3 protein-coding genes are annotated in these 20,157 nt (G+C 52.5%); all 3 read right to left on the reverse strand.

Translation table 11 applies throughout. The annotated features are described in order from the left end of the window. Positions 1-232: 232 nt before the first annotated feature. Positions 233-5,458: an OmpA family protein gene (locus MJO52_RS13270; RefSeq protein WP_252082135.1), complete on the reverse strand. Its 5,226-nt coding sequence runs from the start codon at positions 5,456-5,458 to the stop codon at positions 233-235. Next, positions 5,458-18,495 (reverse strand): isopeptide-forming domain-containing fimbrial protein, encoded by a 13,038-nt coding sequence (locus tag MJO52_RS13275; protein ID WP_252082136.1) that lies wholly within the window; start codon positions 18,493-18,495, stop codon positions 5,458-5,460. The genes MJO52_RS13270 and MJO52_RS13275 overlap by 1 nt, the downstream gene beginning before the upstream one ends. A gap of 280 nt (positions 18,496-18,775) precedes the next feature. Continuing rightward, entirely contained in the window at positions 18,776-20,155 is a 1,380-nt protein-coding gene (locus MJO52_RS13280; RefSeq protein ID WP_252082137.1) for an AgmX/PglI C-terminal domain-containing protein, read from the reverse strand. Between the last annotated feature and the right edge of the window lie 2 nt (positions 20,156-20,157).

Consider the following 20,157-nt stretch of genomic DNA (forward strand, 5'->3'; position numbering starts at 1 on the left):
GTCGTAGAGAGAAGAACGATCTAACAATTCACAAGCTAAGAAGTACAGCTACTACCGAAAATAAGTATGTCAATATCAACGGCGTGCATTATCTAAGGATTAGATAAATTGTCAATTCTCCTGGGATAAAAACATCTAATAGTCATTAGACAACCACCTGGCAAGACAGGCCCCGAGTTTGCCCACTTAGGCTGTCATCAGCCCGGCTCCCGCCGGGCCACACAATCAACGCTCACAACTTCCCAACAATATTCACAAACAATCCCTGGCTGTCGTAATCCAGCTGAGTAAGATCATCAGAGAAATCCGTAAAGTTGTAGCCCACCCCCAGCTTGAGGTGATCACCGATATGGCGATATAGGCCAATTAATGCACCGCTCTTGCTGTCCTGCGCGTCGGGTAAATCAAGCAGGCGCCCTTCGATGAGGAGATCCCAGCGTTTTACAAAATGCCAGTCTGCGCGCAGTACATAGAGGCTAGCACGGCTGTCAAAGAATTCCGGGTCTTCTCTATCCAGGCTTAGCTGGCCAAGGCGGTAGGCGTATTTGCCTCCCAGGGTCCAGCGCTGGGTGAGATCGTAGCTGGCATCCACGGAGAAAATATGACTCTTTTGAATAAATTCAGCCGAGGTGTTTTCTACGGTTACCTGATCTTTGGTGGGCACGTTATAGAAATAGGTGTATTTCAATAGCGTGTTGAGGCGATCGTGATTCACCGGGCGGTAGGCGTAGCCCATTACCGCTTCAGTAAATTTGCCATCATAAAACTCGCCCTGGGAACTTTTGCTATCGGAGTAATTGAATTTGCCAACCAAGCGCCAGTCTGGGTTGAGCTGATAGCTCAGGGTATTCTTCAACAGCCAGGTATCGCGCTCGGATTCCAGCACGGTGTTTTCATCCACTGCGGTTTCCATGGCATCGGTACGGTATTCTACCGCCGAGGCCAAACGGATCGCATCCAGGCTATAGCCCATATTGAGCCCCAAAGCGTTGCGCTCGGTTTTGGCACCGGTGCGTGGGTCTTCCAGGGTGCCCGCCTCTACCGTGGTGCCGTATGTCCAGCGGTCGTTGGGTGCCAGGTCCATACCCAAGGCATGCGTCAGGCCGGTGGAGACATCGCCGTGGCTGTAGCGCTCCTCACCATACATGCTCAGGGTATCGGAATAACGGCTGCGGAAGCCGGTACTCATATTGCCTTTGCGGGCACGTACGCCGGTATCGCTGCGCTCGTTATCGAGGGTGTAATTCAGGTATACGCTGGTTCTGTCGCTCACCAGGAAGTCAGTGCCCAATCGCGCGCCCATGCCGGTATCGCCGCTGGAGACTTCACTATCCATGGTGAGTCTGTCGCTCACCCGGTAGGCACCGCCGACACCGACACGATTGTTTTCCTCACGGGTGCCGGTCACCTCTACGGTACCCTGCACAAAGCCGAAAGCACTCCAATTTTCGCCAGAATCATAACTGGCCTCCACTGCCATATCAGTGCGGTCGCCCTGGGTCTGGGTGGCCGCTACAACTTGGGAGAAATCTTCGCGGCTATCGCTGCGTACACCGGAACTGAGATGCCAGTGATCGTTGAGACGGTAGCCGAGCATCAAGTCCGTTGCACTGGTGTGCAGACCGAATTCCTCTTCTTTACTATCCGCTTTCAAGCCCACATCGAAACTTTCACCGAGAGGCAGGTTGATCCCCGCTCCGAATTGGGTGGTTTCACCCCGGGCAAATTGACCGGGGCCAGAGAAGCCCGCTTCCCGTTGCTGATGATAGAAATTACCGGAGCCGCGTAGGCTTTCGAAGAAATCACCCAGCTGCAGGCTAGCTTCAATTTTGTTGGCAGCAGCGCTAGCCTCAGGATCAAAAGTTTGACCGCTATCAAAAGTAAAACCACCATCTAAGGAATTGGTACTATCGAGATTACCGCCTTCACTGTTGGCCACTTCTACTTTTAGCCAGCTGCCTGCCGTTTTACGTAACGTTAAGTCAAAGCCTTGCAGCGCGGTTTCGTTGTCATCCTCATCCTGTTGGGTAGCACTGAGCCCCAGCTTTACGTGATCTCCAAACCAGTAATGGGCGCGGCCACCAAAGGCGAGGGTATCCATCTCTTCAAAGCCGGGGGTATATTCGTAGCGGGCTACCAGATACTGCGGATTACCGTTGTAGGAGCCATCCTGGATTAACAGATTATCGTTAGCCAGGGCAGACAAGGGCTTGTTCAGCAGTACGCGGCCTTGAATGTAATCGATATCGTAATCGATCACCGGGGAAAGATTTTTTACGGCCAGTACCAAGCCGGAGTCTTTATCCCGCACTTCAACCCGCAGGCGTTCCGAGCCGTTTAGAATATCCTGATGACGCATGAAATAGAGGGAGCCACCGGTTCCACGATACTCATCGCGCCCGGCAATAGTGCCAGGTTCCGCACCAAAGGCATCCACCTGAAAGCGTTTTTCCCCGAAGCTGGTCATGGAATCGCTTTCGAAGTGGCCGTTGGCACCATAGAGTGCGCGGTCTATTTGCGCCAGCTCGTTATCGGCATAGGTCGCTTTGAAATTACCCCACAAGCCGTAGTCGTCGTACTTGGACAACTTCACATAAAACTTGCCGGAGGTGGGTGCGTCTTCCACTACGGTAGAGTCGTCACCAAAGGTGGGATAATAAAGATCACTATCTAAACGGCGGAACAGGGCATCGGGCGTTTTTTCCATAAAGTTGGAAAATAAATCATCCACCGGCCCCTCTTCCGTATCCGCACTGGCAGAGAGGCGCCAGCCCTCACCGAAACCACCGCTGGTATAAAACGCCAAGCGGCCATCGTAGCTAACAGAATTGTCGTAGTGGGTTTCATCGCCGGTAACCAGCGCCGCTGGGCCGTTGGTTTTGTCATAGCCAATCGTGAGATCGGCAATACCCACGGTAAACCAATCGTTTTTGGCAAATTCCAGATCGCGCAGGAACAATTCGCCATTGCCCTCTTGATCCAGAACCGCCACTTCCACGGTGTGCATACCGGGGTCGAAAATTTGTTCGGCGACAAACTGGCCCTGTTCGTTGACCGGTACCGGGTTGCCCGCCAGCCACACAGTGTGCCCTGGCGGTACCTCGGCACCGTTCACCAGCACACTGTTACCATCCAGAGGAATATTTCTTCGCGCTAGGCGATTTTCACCGTAGCCAACCAATAATTCCTGTGAAACGTTTACCTCTTTCGTTGACTCTTCAACCTTATCCACCAGCCACAGAGTCTGCTCGGCAGTTTCATCGAAGCGGCCTTTTTTATCGTACACCCGCAAGACATAGTGCAGTTTTTTTAGCGGTGCCTGGAAATGGGAAAATTCTGCAAACCACTCCCCTTCTCCGGCAGCCAGCGGGACTATGTCAACCGGCGTGTCTCTCAGGGACTGCCCTTCTTCAAACAGGCGTACCTCGGCCCGCTCAATAAAACTGGGATAGTTGGTGTAGCTGCGGAAAACCACGCGGTTCTCGCTGTGCTCGGTATCCGGGTTATCCGCGTAGCGAATGGTATTGGGCCAGGCTGAAATATTCAGACGCGGCTGCATTTTTTTGTTATCGAAGCGGAACTGGATATTGGCATTATCCAGCGCCACATCGGTACAGCGCTGCAGATCGGCAGAATTTTTATAGGGATCGTATTCGGGGCTGCCATCCACAGTAATACGCATTAAATTCAGTGAATAGGGGTTGTTAGCGATGGCTTCGCGGTTAATACGCTCGATCTCCAGACGGTCGCTCTCCGCCAGAATCGCCAGCTCATCGTAGAGCACCTGCACTTCAACCCTCGCGCCTTCATCCAGGGTGAAACCGTTGGCCACTACATCATCGGACTGCACATAACCGCGCCCTTCAAACTCCACTTGGGAGTCTTCGAGGCTGAGAAGCTCTTTTACCTGCTCCATCGCACGGCGCGCGCGGGCACCAGAGAGCCCAACATCATCGCCGTAGACCATGGCTTCCCGGCGGTCCATGCGCTTGTTTTCGCTATAGCCAATAAAGCTCAGGCGCACATTGGCTTTGCTCGAAATTTCCCCCATGGCAGCGCGAATTTGAGTCAGCTGCGCCTGGGTAATAATCGGATCGCCATTATCGAAACGGATAGGCGCTATATCGCCACGTAGAGATTGATGGGCAATGGTAATGGTTTCCGCGGCTGCCGCCTCTGGGCAGGCCTGTACGCCATCCACCGCCACTTCGAGGGGATCGTCGTACCAGAACTCCACTTCCACACGGCGGTTTAGGGTGCGCCCCTTGGGTGTGTCATTGGCGGCTATGGGCTGACTGGCGCCCTTGCCGCTGCTGGAGATCATGGCGTCCGGTAGGCCCAGGGCATCGCGCACCGCCAGAGCAACACGGCGGGCTTCGCTGTGGGACTTTTCCCGATAGGCATTCTGTTGCTGCTCAGAGCTTTCACCAATTTGCAGAGGCAACGCATCGGTATGACCAACAAAATGAATCACCAGATTATTTTTGTTGGCCAGATTTGTGCGCACTTCGCGGATACGCCGTAAGAACGCCTCGGGTAAATTCGCCTGCCCCGGCTGCCAGCGCAAAGGATTAACCAGGTTTTTTAAGCGCGCGCGCTGTTCAGTGCCAGCGGTATAATTCAATCTACAAACCGTTTCCTGCCGACACACTTTGACCCGGTTAAGTGCCAGGGCTTCAGCGCGGGCACGGGCTGCCATAGCCTCTGCATCCAGAGCATCGTAACTCACCTGCACTTGCACACGACGGTTCAGTTCGCGTCCGGCAGTAGTGATATTGTCGGCAATGGGCTCTGCGTCACCGCGGCTTTCCACCGCGATCATCTCTTCCGGCAGTTCCAAAGCCTGCTGGAAAAAATCTGCCACGAATTGAGCCCGAGCAAGGGTAAATTCTTCCTTACTTGCGTAATCCGCAACGAATTCTTTTTGCATCGGGTCCGAATCGGTGTGACCAATAAAATGCAATTGGAAATTGGGCGTTTCTCCCAGCTCATCCAGCTTTTCACGCAATAACGCGATGGCCTCAGGAGAAACTTCATCAGCCACAGCGAAAAACTGTAATGGCTCGATAAAGTCTTCCACCACAATCGGCTCGGGAGGGGCAATAAAAGTGCCCGCATTCTGAAGCCATTGATTGGAAGGGGCGCGCAGCAACATCGTTTCCGTATTGCTGCCTATGGATTTTTCCTCAAACTCCGTCTGCGGCTCCTCTACCTCTGGCGCCAGTCCGGGAATTTTTTGCCACACCTGCCACCAGCTGGTTTCCAGGGGTTCGGCTACCTCGGTGTCAGTTTTCTGCTGCGCGTGTACAGGCATTGCCAAGGCCAAAGTAATCGCTGTGGCCAGGCAACGCTCACGCCGACGAAATGTGTGAGTGTTTTTTTTCGCAACAAGCGCTGTGCCAGATCTGTGCGAACACTCCAGGTTACTGCGCTTTTTATTGCCATCTGCAAAGGACATTACTGCCACCCTCCTTTGCTGGGCGGCGCACCACGCCGCCAGAACACTTCCGTTTCAATCGTCAGTTCGTAGTCGCCATAACTACGCGCCCACTGCTCGGCAATATCCGCCTTGATCGTTTGCAAACGCTCTTCCACCAAATCCGGGTCTTCATTTTCCGCGAGGTAGGACAGGCGCAATACCGAGGGCGCTTCACTGAGTTTTTCCAGCAGCAGCTCAATACGGGACTGCCATTGGGGACGCATCTCGGTAGTTGTCGGTTCGAAGACCGCCTCGGCCATATCCAGGCGCACTACCCGGTGCAGGCTGGCGCCGAAGTTAAACTTCACCATCTTGCCTCGGGTCGCACGCACCACGCGCGGGTTTTCTGTGGTGAGACGATAGCCGCTTGGCAAACTGCGGTCGTCGAGCTTGAGCACAAAATTGGAACCGCGCTCGGGGTTTGGCACCACCGCACAGGTGATATGGAATCGACCGTGGGCATCGGCAGTGGCATTGAGACCCGTTGCACTGACGACCCTCGCACCGGCCAGCCCACCTTCACCGGCATCTTGGTAGCCGTTCATATTTTTATCGTCGAAGACCTTACCGATCACATCGGTACAGTCGAAAGTGGGGTCCGGTACCACACGCACGGTCGCCGAGGCTTCACCAGACGCCGTCTGCCCGGAGAGCTGGTTGAACATACGTGCACGGTTGACATACTTGCCCTCCCCCACACCGGAACCTACAACGAGTAGCAGTTTCAACTCGCGGGTCTGATCCGCCTCTACACGTAGGTCCGACCAGATCAACTGTAACCCTTTCATCTCCGGTTCCACCGGTTCACCATCGAGACGCGCCGAGCCGGCCACGTATTTGAAGCCAGCGGGGAAGAAGTCCACCAGCTGCAAATCGGTAAGCGGTACCGGCAGGTTATTGCCGAAGGTAATGGTGTAAGGCACCAGTTGGCTACGGGTCACATTCAACATGGCCGCAGTTTTAGTAATAGAGAGCGCCCCCTCTAATTTCGGGTCCAGGGGGATATGGTTGTTGAACAACTGGCTATCCCCTGGAATTTGTTTGTTATCCAGAGTCAGACGCAGGTAATAGTTGGTCAAGGTATCACGCGCTTCTATATCCAGCGGCGGATTAGTCGGGGACAGTTGCGCCTCGCAGTGTTGCGCAGTACCCGGCACCATATCCGCATTACTGCCGAGGCAGGCACCCACATCGAATCCGGCAGTCTCCTCATTGGTCTGCGCTGGAATAACCAGGGATTCACCACCGACATAATTGTCATCGGCCAGTTCTACCCGAATCAGGTAGTCCGCATTGGCCGGACAGGCGGCATCATCGAAATTAATATCAAACTTGAAGTAGCCACCGGCACGGGTTACCTGACCCTGCTGCTTTTCATCATCGAAGCAACGATCCGGCAACTCCTGGCCTGAGCTGGCACGCAGCATATTCAGCGTCGCGCCGGTAATCGGAGCACGCAGAATGGAGTTGTAAATAACTCCGTTTGGCGTGAGCGGCAGGTTTAAGTCTTGCGGATTAGCACCAGACTCCACAAAGATCTCACTGATACGCTGGGGACCATTGGTGAAATCGGAAACCGGATTACCCAGAGATGCGGTACTTTCGCTGGCATCCGGCGCGGTGTAGCGCATCTCGTAACTAAGACCACCATAATTGTTGGGTACCAGTCCCTGGAAATGGAAATAGCCATTTTCATCGGTCTGAATTGTTTCCAGCAATGCACCGTTGAAATACAGATCCACTGCCCAGTTCAACAGCAGGCGTTCATCGGCATCGGCCTGATTATTGAAGTTCACATCGTGCCACAGGTAACCGGCCAAATTAGCGATTCCTGGTGTGCCACCGACATCGATAGCAACACTGGCCTGGTTGCTTGAAGGTGGATCATTCCAGTGCACTTCCGCGGTATTCACCACGGTGTAGCCAATTTCCAGGCTGTCGGAAAGTTTTGCCTGGAAGCGCAATGTCACACTTTCACCCGGCAGCAAATCTCCATAAGTTGTGGAGTAGTCAGCAGTAATTACCGTACCGGCAACGCTGACTCCATCTACTTGGCCATTGAGCATGGCAGAGTCTGCAACGTAGGTAAGGACACCATCGCCAGCAACCATTAGGTCATCAATAATATTTACCATGGTCGCCGGCACACCACTGATATTTTCAATGGTCACCAGATATTCCAGCACTGCTCCGGCTTCGGCTGCACCACCGCCGACAACGGCAACTTCTTTTACAATTGAAAGCAGCTGTGCATCACCCACCACCACTAGTGTCGGTTGGGCGCCATTGGCCGGATTGCCATCTGCATCAGTAAGTACCAATGGCAGTTTTTCTGCAGTAACACTGCCCTGGTTACTGATTACCGTACCCCTGGCAGCATCCATATTCACCATTACATCAAAAGTTACGGTGGCAGTTTGTGCAGAAGTAATCACCCCCTCGTTGGCACCTGGCAAAGGTGGGGTTAGGTCATCAGAAGATACCGGCAATGCAGTATTCAGCAGTGACATACCACCGGCATTATCAGCAACCGCGATACCATTTAAGGTGGTACTGCCGGCAACATAAGTGGTATTTGCAGGCACTTGGTCAGTGAGTGCGACCTGCAGCGCATCAACCCCCCCCATATTGGTAATCGCAATGGTGTAACGCAGTACATCACCGGGGTCGACAATACCCGTAGAAATATTATCCACCGTAATTGCCACCGTCTTATGAGCAACCAGCAGGGGAACATCGCCAACAATATCTATTGTTGGATCGTTGGGGGCATCTGTAGCGGGGTCATCCGATGGGACTTCATCGAAGGGGCCACTACCAGCACCTTCGCCATTAACAAAGCCTTGGTTTGAAATAATAGTGCCGTCATTGACATCATTAATGGTGACATCAAAGGTAACCATCACAGGCACAGCGCCAGTTGCCGCTGCAGCAATAAAACCATCAGCTTCGCCAGATGTATTAATGTTCATACCCGCTTCAAGCGGCGAAGCACCACTTACATCTGTAAGCGCAGAACCATTCAAGGTAGTGGAGCCAGCAACATAAGTAGTGTTCGCTGGGATCTGATCACGCAACATCCCGTTAACGATATTTTCGTTACCGGTATTTTCCACGCGAATGGTATAGCGCAGGGTATCCGCCACCATCAGCAGGTCCGGGTCACCGGTCATATCTGCTGAGGTTTTATGAATTACCAGCAGTGGTTCAGATTCAATTAATACCTGAGTAGGATCTTCATCCCCCGCAGCGTCAGGATCATCAGTACCGTTAATATTGGGATCATCACTGTTTTTCAGTAATTGACCGGGCAACTGTACCTGAGCCTGATTCAACACAGTTGTACCGCTGTCAATTACAGAGGCGAGACTTACTTCATAGATCAACTGAATGGAATCACCCGCACTGCCACTTGCCGCCAGGTCAAGATTGGTCACCTTCAACAAGCCACTGCCGTGGGTACCAGCAGAAGCATCTGTCCCGCTACTATCGCTACTCGCCGGAGCAGTAACCAGTTGCAGGGAGCCCGACTGGAACAATGGCAAGCTGTTTAGGCGGCCCAAGTCATCAGTAATCTCAATACCACTGACATCCACACCGCTGATATTTTTCAAAGTGAGGGTGTAGCGCAATACCTCTGCAGGGCTGGCCGTGACAGCCGGGTTTTGTCCACGAGTAACATTCTCGACAGTCTTGTAGAAAGTTACCTTGGGAACTGAAGCACTCAGGGTATAGGCATCCTCATGATCGAGCACGCCAGGTGTACCATCGGTAGGCGCCGGACGAGTGTACTGACGCGCTTCAGGCGCACTGCTATCCCAACTGTGCCACAGCGTTACCCCGGCAATATTAGTGAGCGTATCGCCATCGCGGGTATCTGCATCCAGAGTAGCGTCGTAACTTAGCAGCAGATGGTGATCCGCAGCCAACATTGCCCCAGCGCCAATTGATGTGATGGTAAGAGTACAACTGGCTGCATCAAAGGCCGTATTAAAATCGGTACCTTCACTCAGGGTGGCAATCGCAGTACCGGCCGCATCGGTGATTTGAGCCGCAAAATTATTTGGTGCGGTTTCACACATGCCACCGGGATTATTATCCGGCAGGATATCGGTCACGCTGATATCCCAGGCTGGGCCGGTACCAATATTGTGTAAGTCCAAAGTAAAGGTGCCGGGTAAACCGGACTGCACACTGGCCGGGCCGGTTTTTGTCAGGGTAATCGCCGTAGGTTCTACCACCTGCATATCCAAGGTGGAATTACCCGCACCAGCACCCTGCCCCATGGCCGGGTTGTCATTATCGTAGTTGTAGCTGTAACTGGCACCGTTGCTAAACATGAAGCCATCCACATTGGGTGGATTGCTGTCGCGCAAGCGCAGCGTTACATCAATAACCACCTGCTCACCAGCGGGCACATCGATGCCGTTGGTAGTATCGGCAATCACCAGTGCAGAAGCGGAACCGGTATTTTGCGGAGTAAATGTATTTTTGCCGGAAACCTTGGCCGCACCAATAAATTCCAAATCCGCCGCGGAAGCACTGAGGTCAATCAACACGCTAACATCGTGCAGGGCTGCTGGCTGCGGCGTTTGCGGAATAGTAATGCGGTAATTGAACGGCTCGCCAATAGAAGCTGTGGGCTGAGTATTTTCAATGAGAAGCGGCGCGGCATTGGGAGTATTAAACTGCACACTCACCGGGGCTGTGGGGCCGTAGTCTTCGCGCATATCCGCAGTCACGGCCGTCGTACCGAGAGAAGGCAGATTGTCGCCATCCAGAGAGTAATAAGTCTCCACATAAGCGGCATTTTGCAGATTGAGGCCCGCGCCCAAGTTAGCATCCGCCTGAACGCGGTACACCATTTGTAAAGTCTGGCCCGGGTTAATGGCGTAATCGGTACCCGCGGAGAAATCCCAAATCGCTGCGCCAGTGCTGCTGTCGAAAGTTGGAGCAACAACCGTTGCAGTAGCGCCATTGACAGTTACTGACTGCATATTGATACCAGCCTGGCGCAGGCCGATGGGAATCAAATCTTTAAAGAGCGGATCATAGGCGGGCGCAGAACCATTATTGGTAATCGTAATGGTGTAATCGACCCTATCACCGGCGGAGAGAGTGGTACCCCCAGCAGGATTCGAACTGATTGCTATTGCCAGGTCTGGCTGTAGCAGATCCAGAGTTTCACTGTCATTGCGTGTTTCATTACCGGTAGCGGCATCGAAGCTGAAAACAACATTATTAGTGAGTGCAGTATTGTTGGCTGGCCATGGGTGCACATCGCGGTTTAATACCCGCGCGCGATAGCGCAGCACAAATTCATCATTAGCTGCGTTGTTATCGCCTTGGTTGCGCAAATCAGCAATATTCCAACTCAGTGTGGTCGGGCCCGCGGCCGGATCACCGGTCTGCACCGGCTCGGCGATAGCGTTGTGGAGGAAAGGTGCCACAGCCGCGAAAGGTGCATTACTATCTCCATTGATCGACACAGTGCCGGCAAAGACCATGCCCTGCGGCAAGGTATCGACAATCTGCGCCTTCGGTGCTGTACCTTCTGGCAGGGCCAGACGCAGCTCGTATTCCACCAGATCGCCGATACGCAACTGCACATCAGTGCTACCGTAGCTATCGTCAACACGGGTTTTGCTCAGTACGCTGTCATTGGCGGCGGTCAGCTGTGCGGCAATATTTTCCAGTACATAATCATTTAAACCACCGACACCGTCAGCACCATTGCGCTCATGGGGACTGCTGTTATCTTCATCCAGGCTGGTCCACTCGATGCGCGCAGTGGTGGAAAGTGTGGCAGCTGCCAGCACTTCATCCAGTACCAGAGCATCGAATACCAACAGGCTGTTATTACCGGCAGAGATATCCAGATCGCTGTTGGCACGGCTCCACTCGAGAGTTTGCGTAGTATTAACACCATCGCCGGTTACCGTGGGATCGGCCTGGGCGGCACCTGCAAAGGTGACGCTGCCCGGTACGAATTGCAGCCCCAGAGAGAGCTGCTCAAGGATAGCCAAATCGAAAGCGGCGGAATTCTCCGGGCTGCCCGCAGCGGCTAGGTCCAGGGTAAAGCGCAGAATATCGCCCGCATCGGGGTCATTACCGGGGGTGGTCTGGTTGACCACCGTATTGGTTGCGGATAAATCCGGCTCCACAATAGTAAGCACCGGCGCAGTACCGACACCGCCGGCCTGTGCAGCCCCACCTTTAGTGGCGGCAAAGGTATAACTGGCTTGATTGGCAAAGTTGTGCCCCGCTTGCGCGGTTGCATTATTGGCAACCCGTGCGCGCACTTCAAAAATTGCCACTTCGCCGGCCGGAAGCATGTCAACAGCCAGGGCAATATTGTTACTGCTGGTGTTATCAGTAAATGCGCGGCCATTAATTTCCTGCAGCTGCATCAGTGTCAGGCTGGGGTCGAGCACATCGGTAATCACCAAATCGTGAATCGCCGCAGTAGTGGCGCTACCCGGTACTTGAATGCGGTATATCACTTCCTCACCCACTGCCGCTGTGGGGGCAGTAAGCAGCGTTTTCTGCGGAGGCGTTACCGTAGTGGCAACAGTACCCATCGGGTAAGGCGTTGCCAGGGGAACTGCAGCATACTGTTCACCGCTCTTGCTGGGCAGTGACCAGAATTCATTTGCTGTAAAAGTGTTTACCCAGTTTTCACCGCCGCCGATATCAGTATAAAAGCCAATTTCATAATAAATATCCAAGCAGGCACCAGCGTCGATAGGCACCTGTAAAGTAAAGTGCATATCGTCACCGCGATTGACCGGTGCAGTGTAGCTATAATCAGTACCTTGAGTCAGTACTGAGCCATCCAGGGAGACCCGTAAATTGGCGATGGAACTTTGCTCCATCTGCGTCGCCAGATCATCGGTCAAAGACAGATCGTACGCTGGAGCCAAGCCAGTGTTACAGGCTTGTAAAGTAAACTGCATCACATCATTGGCCGGATCCACATTCATATGGGAACTGGGCCAGTTGGCATCGGTTTTAGTCAGATTCGCAAGGCGCGGCTGCAGTACTGTAATACTGGCGCTGTCCTGCAATGTGCTGGCAGCACCGGTGTAATTCAGTTGCGCAGTATTGGTGAGGGTGGCAGTGGGCACCGCAATGCCCGCGCCGGCTTGTACCTTAGCGGTGTACTCAATAATAAATTGATTGGTATTACCGAAGTTACTGAGGATATCGCCCAGATTCCAGGTCACGGTACCAGTATCCCCGGCGCCAGGCACGGCAATCGCCGCATAGGTGTAATCATTCAAGTTGTCATCGTAGGGCGCGGTGGTATCACCGTTCACGCTGACAATGGAATCAAACTCCAGTCCGCTCGGCAGCGTATCGGTAACGGTTACCGCCGGTGTGGTGCCCGCCTGCAGATTCAGAACCAGCTGATAGGTAACAGTGTCACCAACTCGTACCGTACCCACTGGAGTGGCGCTATCGGAATCCGCAATGACTGTCTTGGAAATAGTGGTGTTATCCACCGTGTCGATACTGGCACTGGCCGGGCCCACACAGTAATCATCCGGTGCCGAAATACTTGGGCAGCCAGCACCATCGCGTTCATAGGCCTGATCATTTGTACTGCTGTTGTCGAGAGAGGTCCAATCCAACATCACACTATTGCTAATGGGAGAACCAAATACCCCATTCACCTGAGTGCGGTAGGTAATCACCAGAGTTTCACCCAACTGCAGGTCCAGACTGTTATCACCGTTCTCCCGCCCCCAAACCAAGGGGCCATTGGGCGCTGCCGCCGGTGTTGAGACAAAACCTGCCACAGCACCACCATTAATTAGTGCCGTTGGGGTGAAACTGCTGTCCAGGCGCAATTCCGAAGGTAGTGTATCCACCAGATTTAAGTCGTAAGCAGCTGCTGTGGAGCCACCATCGTGGGCCACGGTAATTTCGTACTCCAGTACATCACCACCCACAGGCAAATTGCCGGGGTTGGTCGCATTACTGACAGTTTTACTGACCGCTAGCAAAGGCTCTACCACGGTAACCGCAGCGGTGTTGTCATTGAGATTTTCCCCGGCTCCGGTTTCGCCATTGCGGTAAGACAGGGTGGCACCATTGCGACGGGAATCGCCATTATTTGTAACCAAATCATTGGCGATACGGGCAAAGTAGGTAATACGAATCAGTGGTTCAATAGTACCGCCAACCGTGTCATTTTCACTGGCAGTATCCACGGTGCCAATATTCCAGGTGGCATTGCCGGCAGTATTATCTGTGGGGAAACTATTGAATGCTGTTTCAGATGGCGCTACGCCGTTAATGGTTTCGATACCGACAAAATCATAAGTAATATCGAAATCGGCATTATGGCTGAGCACATAGCCTTCCGGGCTGCCGAGCTGATCGGTAACCGCTACATTTTGGCTGATTCCTTCTGGCAAGCGGATTTCCAGCTGGAATTTTTTATGAGCACCAATGGTGGGAACTACAGCGGGCTGTAAATCGGTTTTGTTTATCTGTAGCGGCAAGACCTCTGTCTGGGCACTGGCATTGGTTTCATAATCATTAATCGCGTCGCCACCATTGGGTAGCACGCCGATACGCATACCGTCAGCAGCTCCATCATTGCCGATAGTCTTACTGCTATTCAGTGAAATATCTTTGCCCGGCAGGGACTGCCAGCGGGCCTGAATGGTGTTATCCAGAATCTCATGGGGCTCTACACCCTGCTCTACCCGCACATCAAAGGTGAATGACTTGGTAGCGCCCATAGCGATGCTGTAATCCGCATTACTGCGATTCCAGCTAAAGATCGGTGCATTAGCACCTACGGAAGTGATATCGACATTTTGGGGTGGATCATTACCTCCAATATTGCCGATATAAACCAACTTGGAGCCGGTAAGGTCATCGAGTACCTGTAGGTTATAGGCGGCGGCGGTACCGATATTTTCTGCAGTGACAGTTACTGTGAGAATATCATCCGCATCGCTGTTAGTTACAGCGAACGATTTGTTCAGCTGTATCTTGGGTTCCAGCACGGTAATTTCGTGGGAGGCAAAAGGTACCGTAACGTTTTGATTAGCCTCATCCACATAGCTCACCTGGGCAGTGGTATAACTACCACCATTACCCAGCACATCACCGTCATCGGTATTGCTGCTATTTTCAATGCGCGCAATAAATTCCACCGGGAAATCAAACAGGCTACCGGTTACCGTGGTGAGTTCCTGATCGCCAAAATTCCACTCCACGTAATCAGCGCTACCTGTGCTGGTACAGGTAGCGCTAAAAGTACCACCGGGAATAAAACCAGCAGCATCGTAGGGCGATGCATCGAGGTTTACGGTTTGCCCTTCAATACAGCGCATTCCCGCCGGCAGTTCATCGCGGATAATAAAGTTACGCAATTTAGCTGCAGGAATTTTTGCGGTCAGCTGATAGTGAATTTCCTCGCCCACAACCGCAGTATCTTTATTGGTGCCGCTGGCAGCACCATTGGATAATTGCAAAGCCTGCTTCGGTTCCGCTTTCACCTCAATAATCTGCATTCGCGCTTGTGCATCCGCAGATTTATAGTGGCGCGCACGCCCTGCTGCGGGAGTGCCATCGCCAACGCCATCATTGTCCACGTCACTATCGATCTGTGTGGCGGTCTGTTGGCCAAAGTTGCCTTCCAGGCTATCGTAGCGGGCATAAAAGGTATTGTTAAAAATTTGTAGTGGCGCTACGGAGCGATGTGGCTTAACGCGGTAGTAAAGGGTTACCGAGTCACCGGGATTAATGCGCTCCAGTGCTGTGGAATGTTCATAAGAGAAAGTGACAATCGCCGGAGTTCCACCACTACTACAATGGCTGGCTTCAGAATAATTATTAGCACCTGTAGTGGTGCCTACCCATCCATCATCACCGTTATTCGTTTCCGCTGAGCCATCACCATCGTTATCCAGGCCATCGCTGCTCAGGGCCTGCACACACATTTGACCGGAAGGGTCGAGCGTATCGGTGATCACCAGATCGTAGGCAGGAGCACGGTTTACACCGCTATCGGCTGTGCGATTAGTCAGGGTCAGGCGGAAAATGTAAGTCTGGTCCCGGTGGCCTTCATTAGTAAAGTCCACGAAATTTGTACAGCTGGTACCTATACCGTAGAGATTTTCGTTACAGACTTTTTTATCAACTTCGATATGGGGCTCGGAGACGGTTACAGTTTCCGACCACTCGGTAATATCCGGGAAACCCGGTACGGTAGTAGGCACACCATCAATATTGGTAAAAATACCGCTGGTATTGTAGTTATCCACCACAATAGTTTCGGTGTCGAAAACCGCGGTAAATTGCGCGCGCGCGTAATCGGTGCTGGGATTGGCATGCTGATTCGGATCGGTGTTCTCAGTATCCACCGGATCATTGAGTAAGCGCGTGGTCATATCTGCAAGGAACCAGCGGTCGCGCAGGGTTATCTTGGAGGTCACATCCCAGAGAAAGTCTGCTTCGCTAAGGGGAATATTCAAGCCCCCGGTCTCCACAATATCGCCACTGGGAATCACTACACAATTTGCCTGAGAAACCGGGTGCGGCAGGATGACATCCGCACAAGTAAGCGGAGCATCGGCGATATAGCCCTGACCATCCGGCAGGTCATCGCGCACATCAATATCGCGCACTTCAATCAGGGTAAATCCGGGCGTGTCGAAACCAAACCAGCCTCCGGCCTGGATTTCAAAGCGACACTCTTCACCAATCAACACATTGCTATTGGGGAATGCAGCTTCGGAAGTTAATTCATTACACTGATCAGAGCGCTCCTTGATCAGGTTAAAACCCATGACCCGCGCGCGCATACCGTCGAGGGTGTAGTTATTGGCCAACTGCTTCTGGGGCGTTGTTTCATTCAACACCGCTGGATTAGGGAAATACAGCGGAGTGCCATCGGACAAGGTTATCTCTCCCACCACATCGGCGCGGAAGGTAAGATCATCATCGGTGGCAGAATGGTTTTTTTCTACCTGGAAAATAATACGCTCGGTTCTTCCCGGTTCAATGACACCATCTAGACTGGTACAGCGATAAACCGCAGCCGAAGCTGGCAGAAAGTCCGGTTGGTTCCAAAGCGGGTGTGCGGGCACGGTGCCGGGGTTAGGCTTGCCAACTGGAGTACAGGCGCGGTCATTTGACAGTACGCGCATGGCTTCACCAAAGGTGACATACACATCGTAGTTATCCGCATCGTGTCCACCATTGTTGGTTACATCTACCGTCAGCTCAGACGTACCGCTATCCCGCACTATGTACAGAGGATGCACGGTGCTGATATCCAGATCTTCCGGGTTCGGGGTAACCGACTGATTTTCAATCTGCGTGGGAGGATTGGTACTGGGGCAGAAATCCTCGTAGTCAACCGTTAAAACATTATTGGCGAGGCTAATATTACTGTTCGGGTCTTTGCCGTTACCTGCCGATTCTACTTCCACATCGAGATCGGCCATTTTGTCGAAAAAGTCAGGCTCAGTGGTAACAATACGGAAACGGATTTGTATCTCATCGCCCTGGCGCATCATATTGCGCTGGTCCGAATAATTCGGGTGCGTGGTGCTACTCAGCAGGCGGAATTCCGGCTTGTTATTTTGCAGTGGGTCAGTGTGCCATTGATTCCAATTGCTACCCACACGCCATTGCAGGGTATCGGCCTTACCGGGGTAAGTGGAGCTGTAGTTGGCCCCATGTCCATCAACGCCACGGCGCTCGCGGGTAATCTGTGGTGTATAGGTGGTATCCACCACATATTCATCCGGAAGATCACTAACGAACTGGATATCCTTAACCGAGCCACGTGTCTGGTTATTGATGGTAATAGTTACAAAACCGGCCGAACCCAGTGGTTGATTCAAATTAGTGCCGGTAATGGCCTGGGTAATATCGAGTGCATCGGCAACTCGGGCATACATTGCTTCGGAATCTGAACCGGGCCCTGAGCCTACTGCAGGAGAGGAAATCCCCCCAACACCGGTATCGTCATCAATTTCGCAACCCCACTGTATATCTGAAACCGTATTCGTGCCGTCACTACAGGAGGTGTTTACCTTACCTACCAGATAGATGTTCAGGGTTGAGTTTGCCGGAACATCTGTGCGTCCTGAACCACCGGAGAAGCTGCCATTCAGCTCAAAATTATTGATATTGTTGCTGGCTGAAACACACCCAGAGACACCTGGATTGGAACCATTGTTATTGGCGATAGCCTGCGCCGCTGATTCGCTGGAACAAGCATAATTGATGTCCATATTCGGGTTGGTCATCAAATCATCAAAGCGTACATCCTGCATATCTGCATCCCCAGCATTGGAGATAGCGATACGCCAGATCACGTCATCATTAATATTGCCATAAACATTATTGGTGTAATTAGTTTGACCCGCATCGATATTACGCCCGCGTTTATCTACGGAGGGCAGCGGCTCTTTAATAGCCAGCTCCATACTATCGTAATCTGTCTCCGAATCACCACAATAGTCGAAAGAGGCAGATGCATTAATAGTGCGGTTGTTATTAACCAAATCTTCTTCACGGTCTGCCCTACTGCGTACACCGAAAGTAATCCATACGGTAGTACTTTCATTACGGGCAGCGAGTGCAGACAAGTCGTTTTGGTCCCAACGGATAGTAGTGCCGCTGACAGTAGGTTCGCTTAAAACAACACCAGAGCTTACTGTAGTGGAACCGGGGATATATTCCAGTTGTGAAGTCCCCAGGTTTTCTGTGACCACAATATTTTCAATATGCTGGGTTCCCATAAAACCACTGCGGATGCTGGGAACAACAATTTCGATGGTCACTTGGCCATCGCCACAGAGTTCACACCAGCTATTACTATAGCTATGGTCAAGGATATTAAAAAATGCGGGGTTATCCGGAGATGAGGGACAATTGTGATCCGCCCTTGCCTGCGGAGAAAATAAAGCAATGTAAATACAGAGCAGCACTAAACCAACAAGCGCATTATTCCAGGATTTCCGTCCAATTACTTCCGACATCATCGTCACTTATTAGCCGCCGCTTTTCTGTTTACAAAATCCTTGACAGCACCCTCAGGTACTGCCGCCGCACAGGGTCTGCCCGGTGCGCGAACTTTAATTGCAGAGGGGAAAAGTGGCCGTGAAGCAGGTCATAAATACCGCCCGGCAGGAGGACTTTTTTGAAGATTGCCAAGTGGTTCTCAGGCAAACCCAGGAGGGAAAAAGCTGTGAAAGCAGACAAAAACTGCCCGAAAAAAAGGGGCCCCTTCCCGCACAAGCGAGAAGGAGGCCCATTTGATTAACTCTGCGGTAGGAAGTCGATCGGGTAGAGAATGGTGATTGTTGGAACACCAGCCTTTTCACCGAAGTTAAACCGTTTGACCCTTGCAACAATTTTGGCATTAAGTGCCGGCGAATCCATATCGCTGGACTCCACTTGTGCCAGGGACACAGAGCCATCCGGTTCGATAGTGATCTTCAGCACCATCTTGCCCTGCAGAGCCGGGTTGTTGCGCAGCTCGCGGTTGTAGATGCGATAGAGCGCATTCTTATAGCGGTCGAAGACAATCTGGATTTCCTCGTCGGTACGAGACGGGCCAACACCATCGCTGAGCGGTCGGTCCTCACCGGCAAAGTCACCCTCATTGCCAATAGCACTTTCAACACGTGCAAACTCGACACCACCCAGGGAAGAACCCGTTCCACCCACATTGCGACTCACATCTGAAGCGCTGATGCCACCACTGCCCTTGGCTGCGGCAGACGTAATCAGAGAGCGCTGGCTGCGATTCTCTTTCTTACCCGCCGTGCTCAGCTGGGTCTGCTGGCCGAGACGGTTATCCAGATCATCCTGGATCAGATCCTGGAAATTATCCTTAAAGGCTAGAACACCTGTGCGCTCAGCTTTCTTGCGCGCCTGCTTCTTCTCAGTTTTGGTTGGCTTGGGCTCTTGCTTGGCCACTTTCTGCTCAGGCTTGGGCTCGGGCTTCTTCTCCTCTTTCTTGGGCTTGGTTTTCTCCGGCTCCGGCGGTGGCTTGGGCTTGGTTTTCTTCTCGATTACCAGCTTGGCCAAACGCTCTGGAATCTCAACCACTTCGCTTTCCGGTTCCGGCAACGTATAGAGTGGCACCAGATAACCTAATAAAGTGGCAATAAACAGAGAGGCGAATACACAGAGACGGAAACGCTTTTCATCTTCACCCTGCGTATGCCAGGGCATAACCATTGGGCGAAAATCCGGTTGCTCGAACTCACGGGTAATTTCAAACTCGTACTTGGACTCTTCCTCTTCACGGCGCAGCTCATCTGCCTGCTCGTCCAGAGCAAAGATTTCCTCGCTGCAGTATTCAATATTATCGAGCACTTGCCGGCGGGATTGATGCAGCTGCTCCAGCTGTTCGTTGAAATCGCGGGTGGACTCACCGATTCGAGCAATCACCCGCTCGGAGGCATCGACCCTGTAATCCTCGGCCCAGAACATTTCACCGGCGCCGGCCTCTTCGAGCTTGCGCAAGCGCTCGGAAATTTCATCAAGCAGCTGGAACTTGGTGCCATTGGCCTGCAACTCGGCCAGCTGTGCCTCTATCTGCTGCCGCTCATCCTCGAGCAGGAGCATGCGCTGGCGAACCGCATTGAGCGATTCGCTAAGTGCCTGCTGTTGTTGTAGAAAATTACTCACAA

This window comes from Microbulbifer variabilis, assembly GCF_023716485.1.
GTDB lineage: Bacteria > Pseudomonadota > Gammaproteobacteria > Pseudomonadales > Cellvibrionaceae > Microbulbifer > Microbulbifer variabilis_B.

Bases quoted from the DNA above. Each gene is read 5' to 3' on its own strand.
- MJO52_RS13270 (WP_252082135.1), bottom strand. From the start codon at position 5,458: ATGTCCTTTGCAGATGGCAATAAAAAGCGCAGTAACCTGGAGTGTTCG.
- MJO52_RS13275 (WP_252082136.1), bottom strand. From the start codon at position 18,495: ATGTCGGAAGTAATTGGACGGAAATCCTGGAATAATGCGCTTGTTGGT.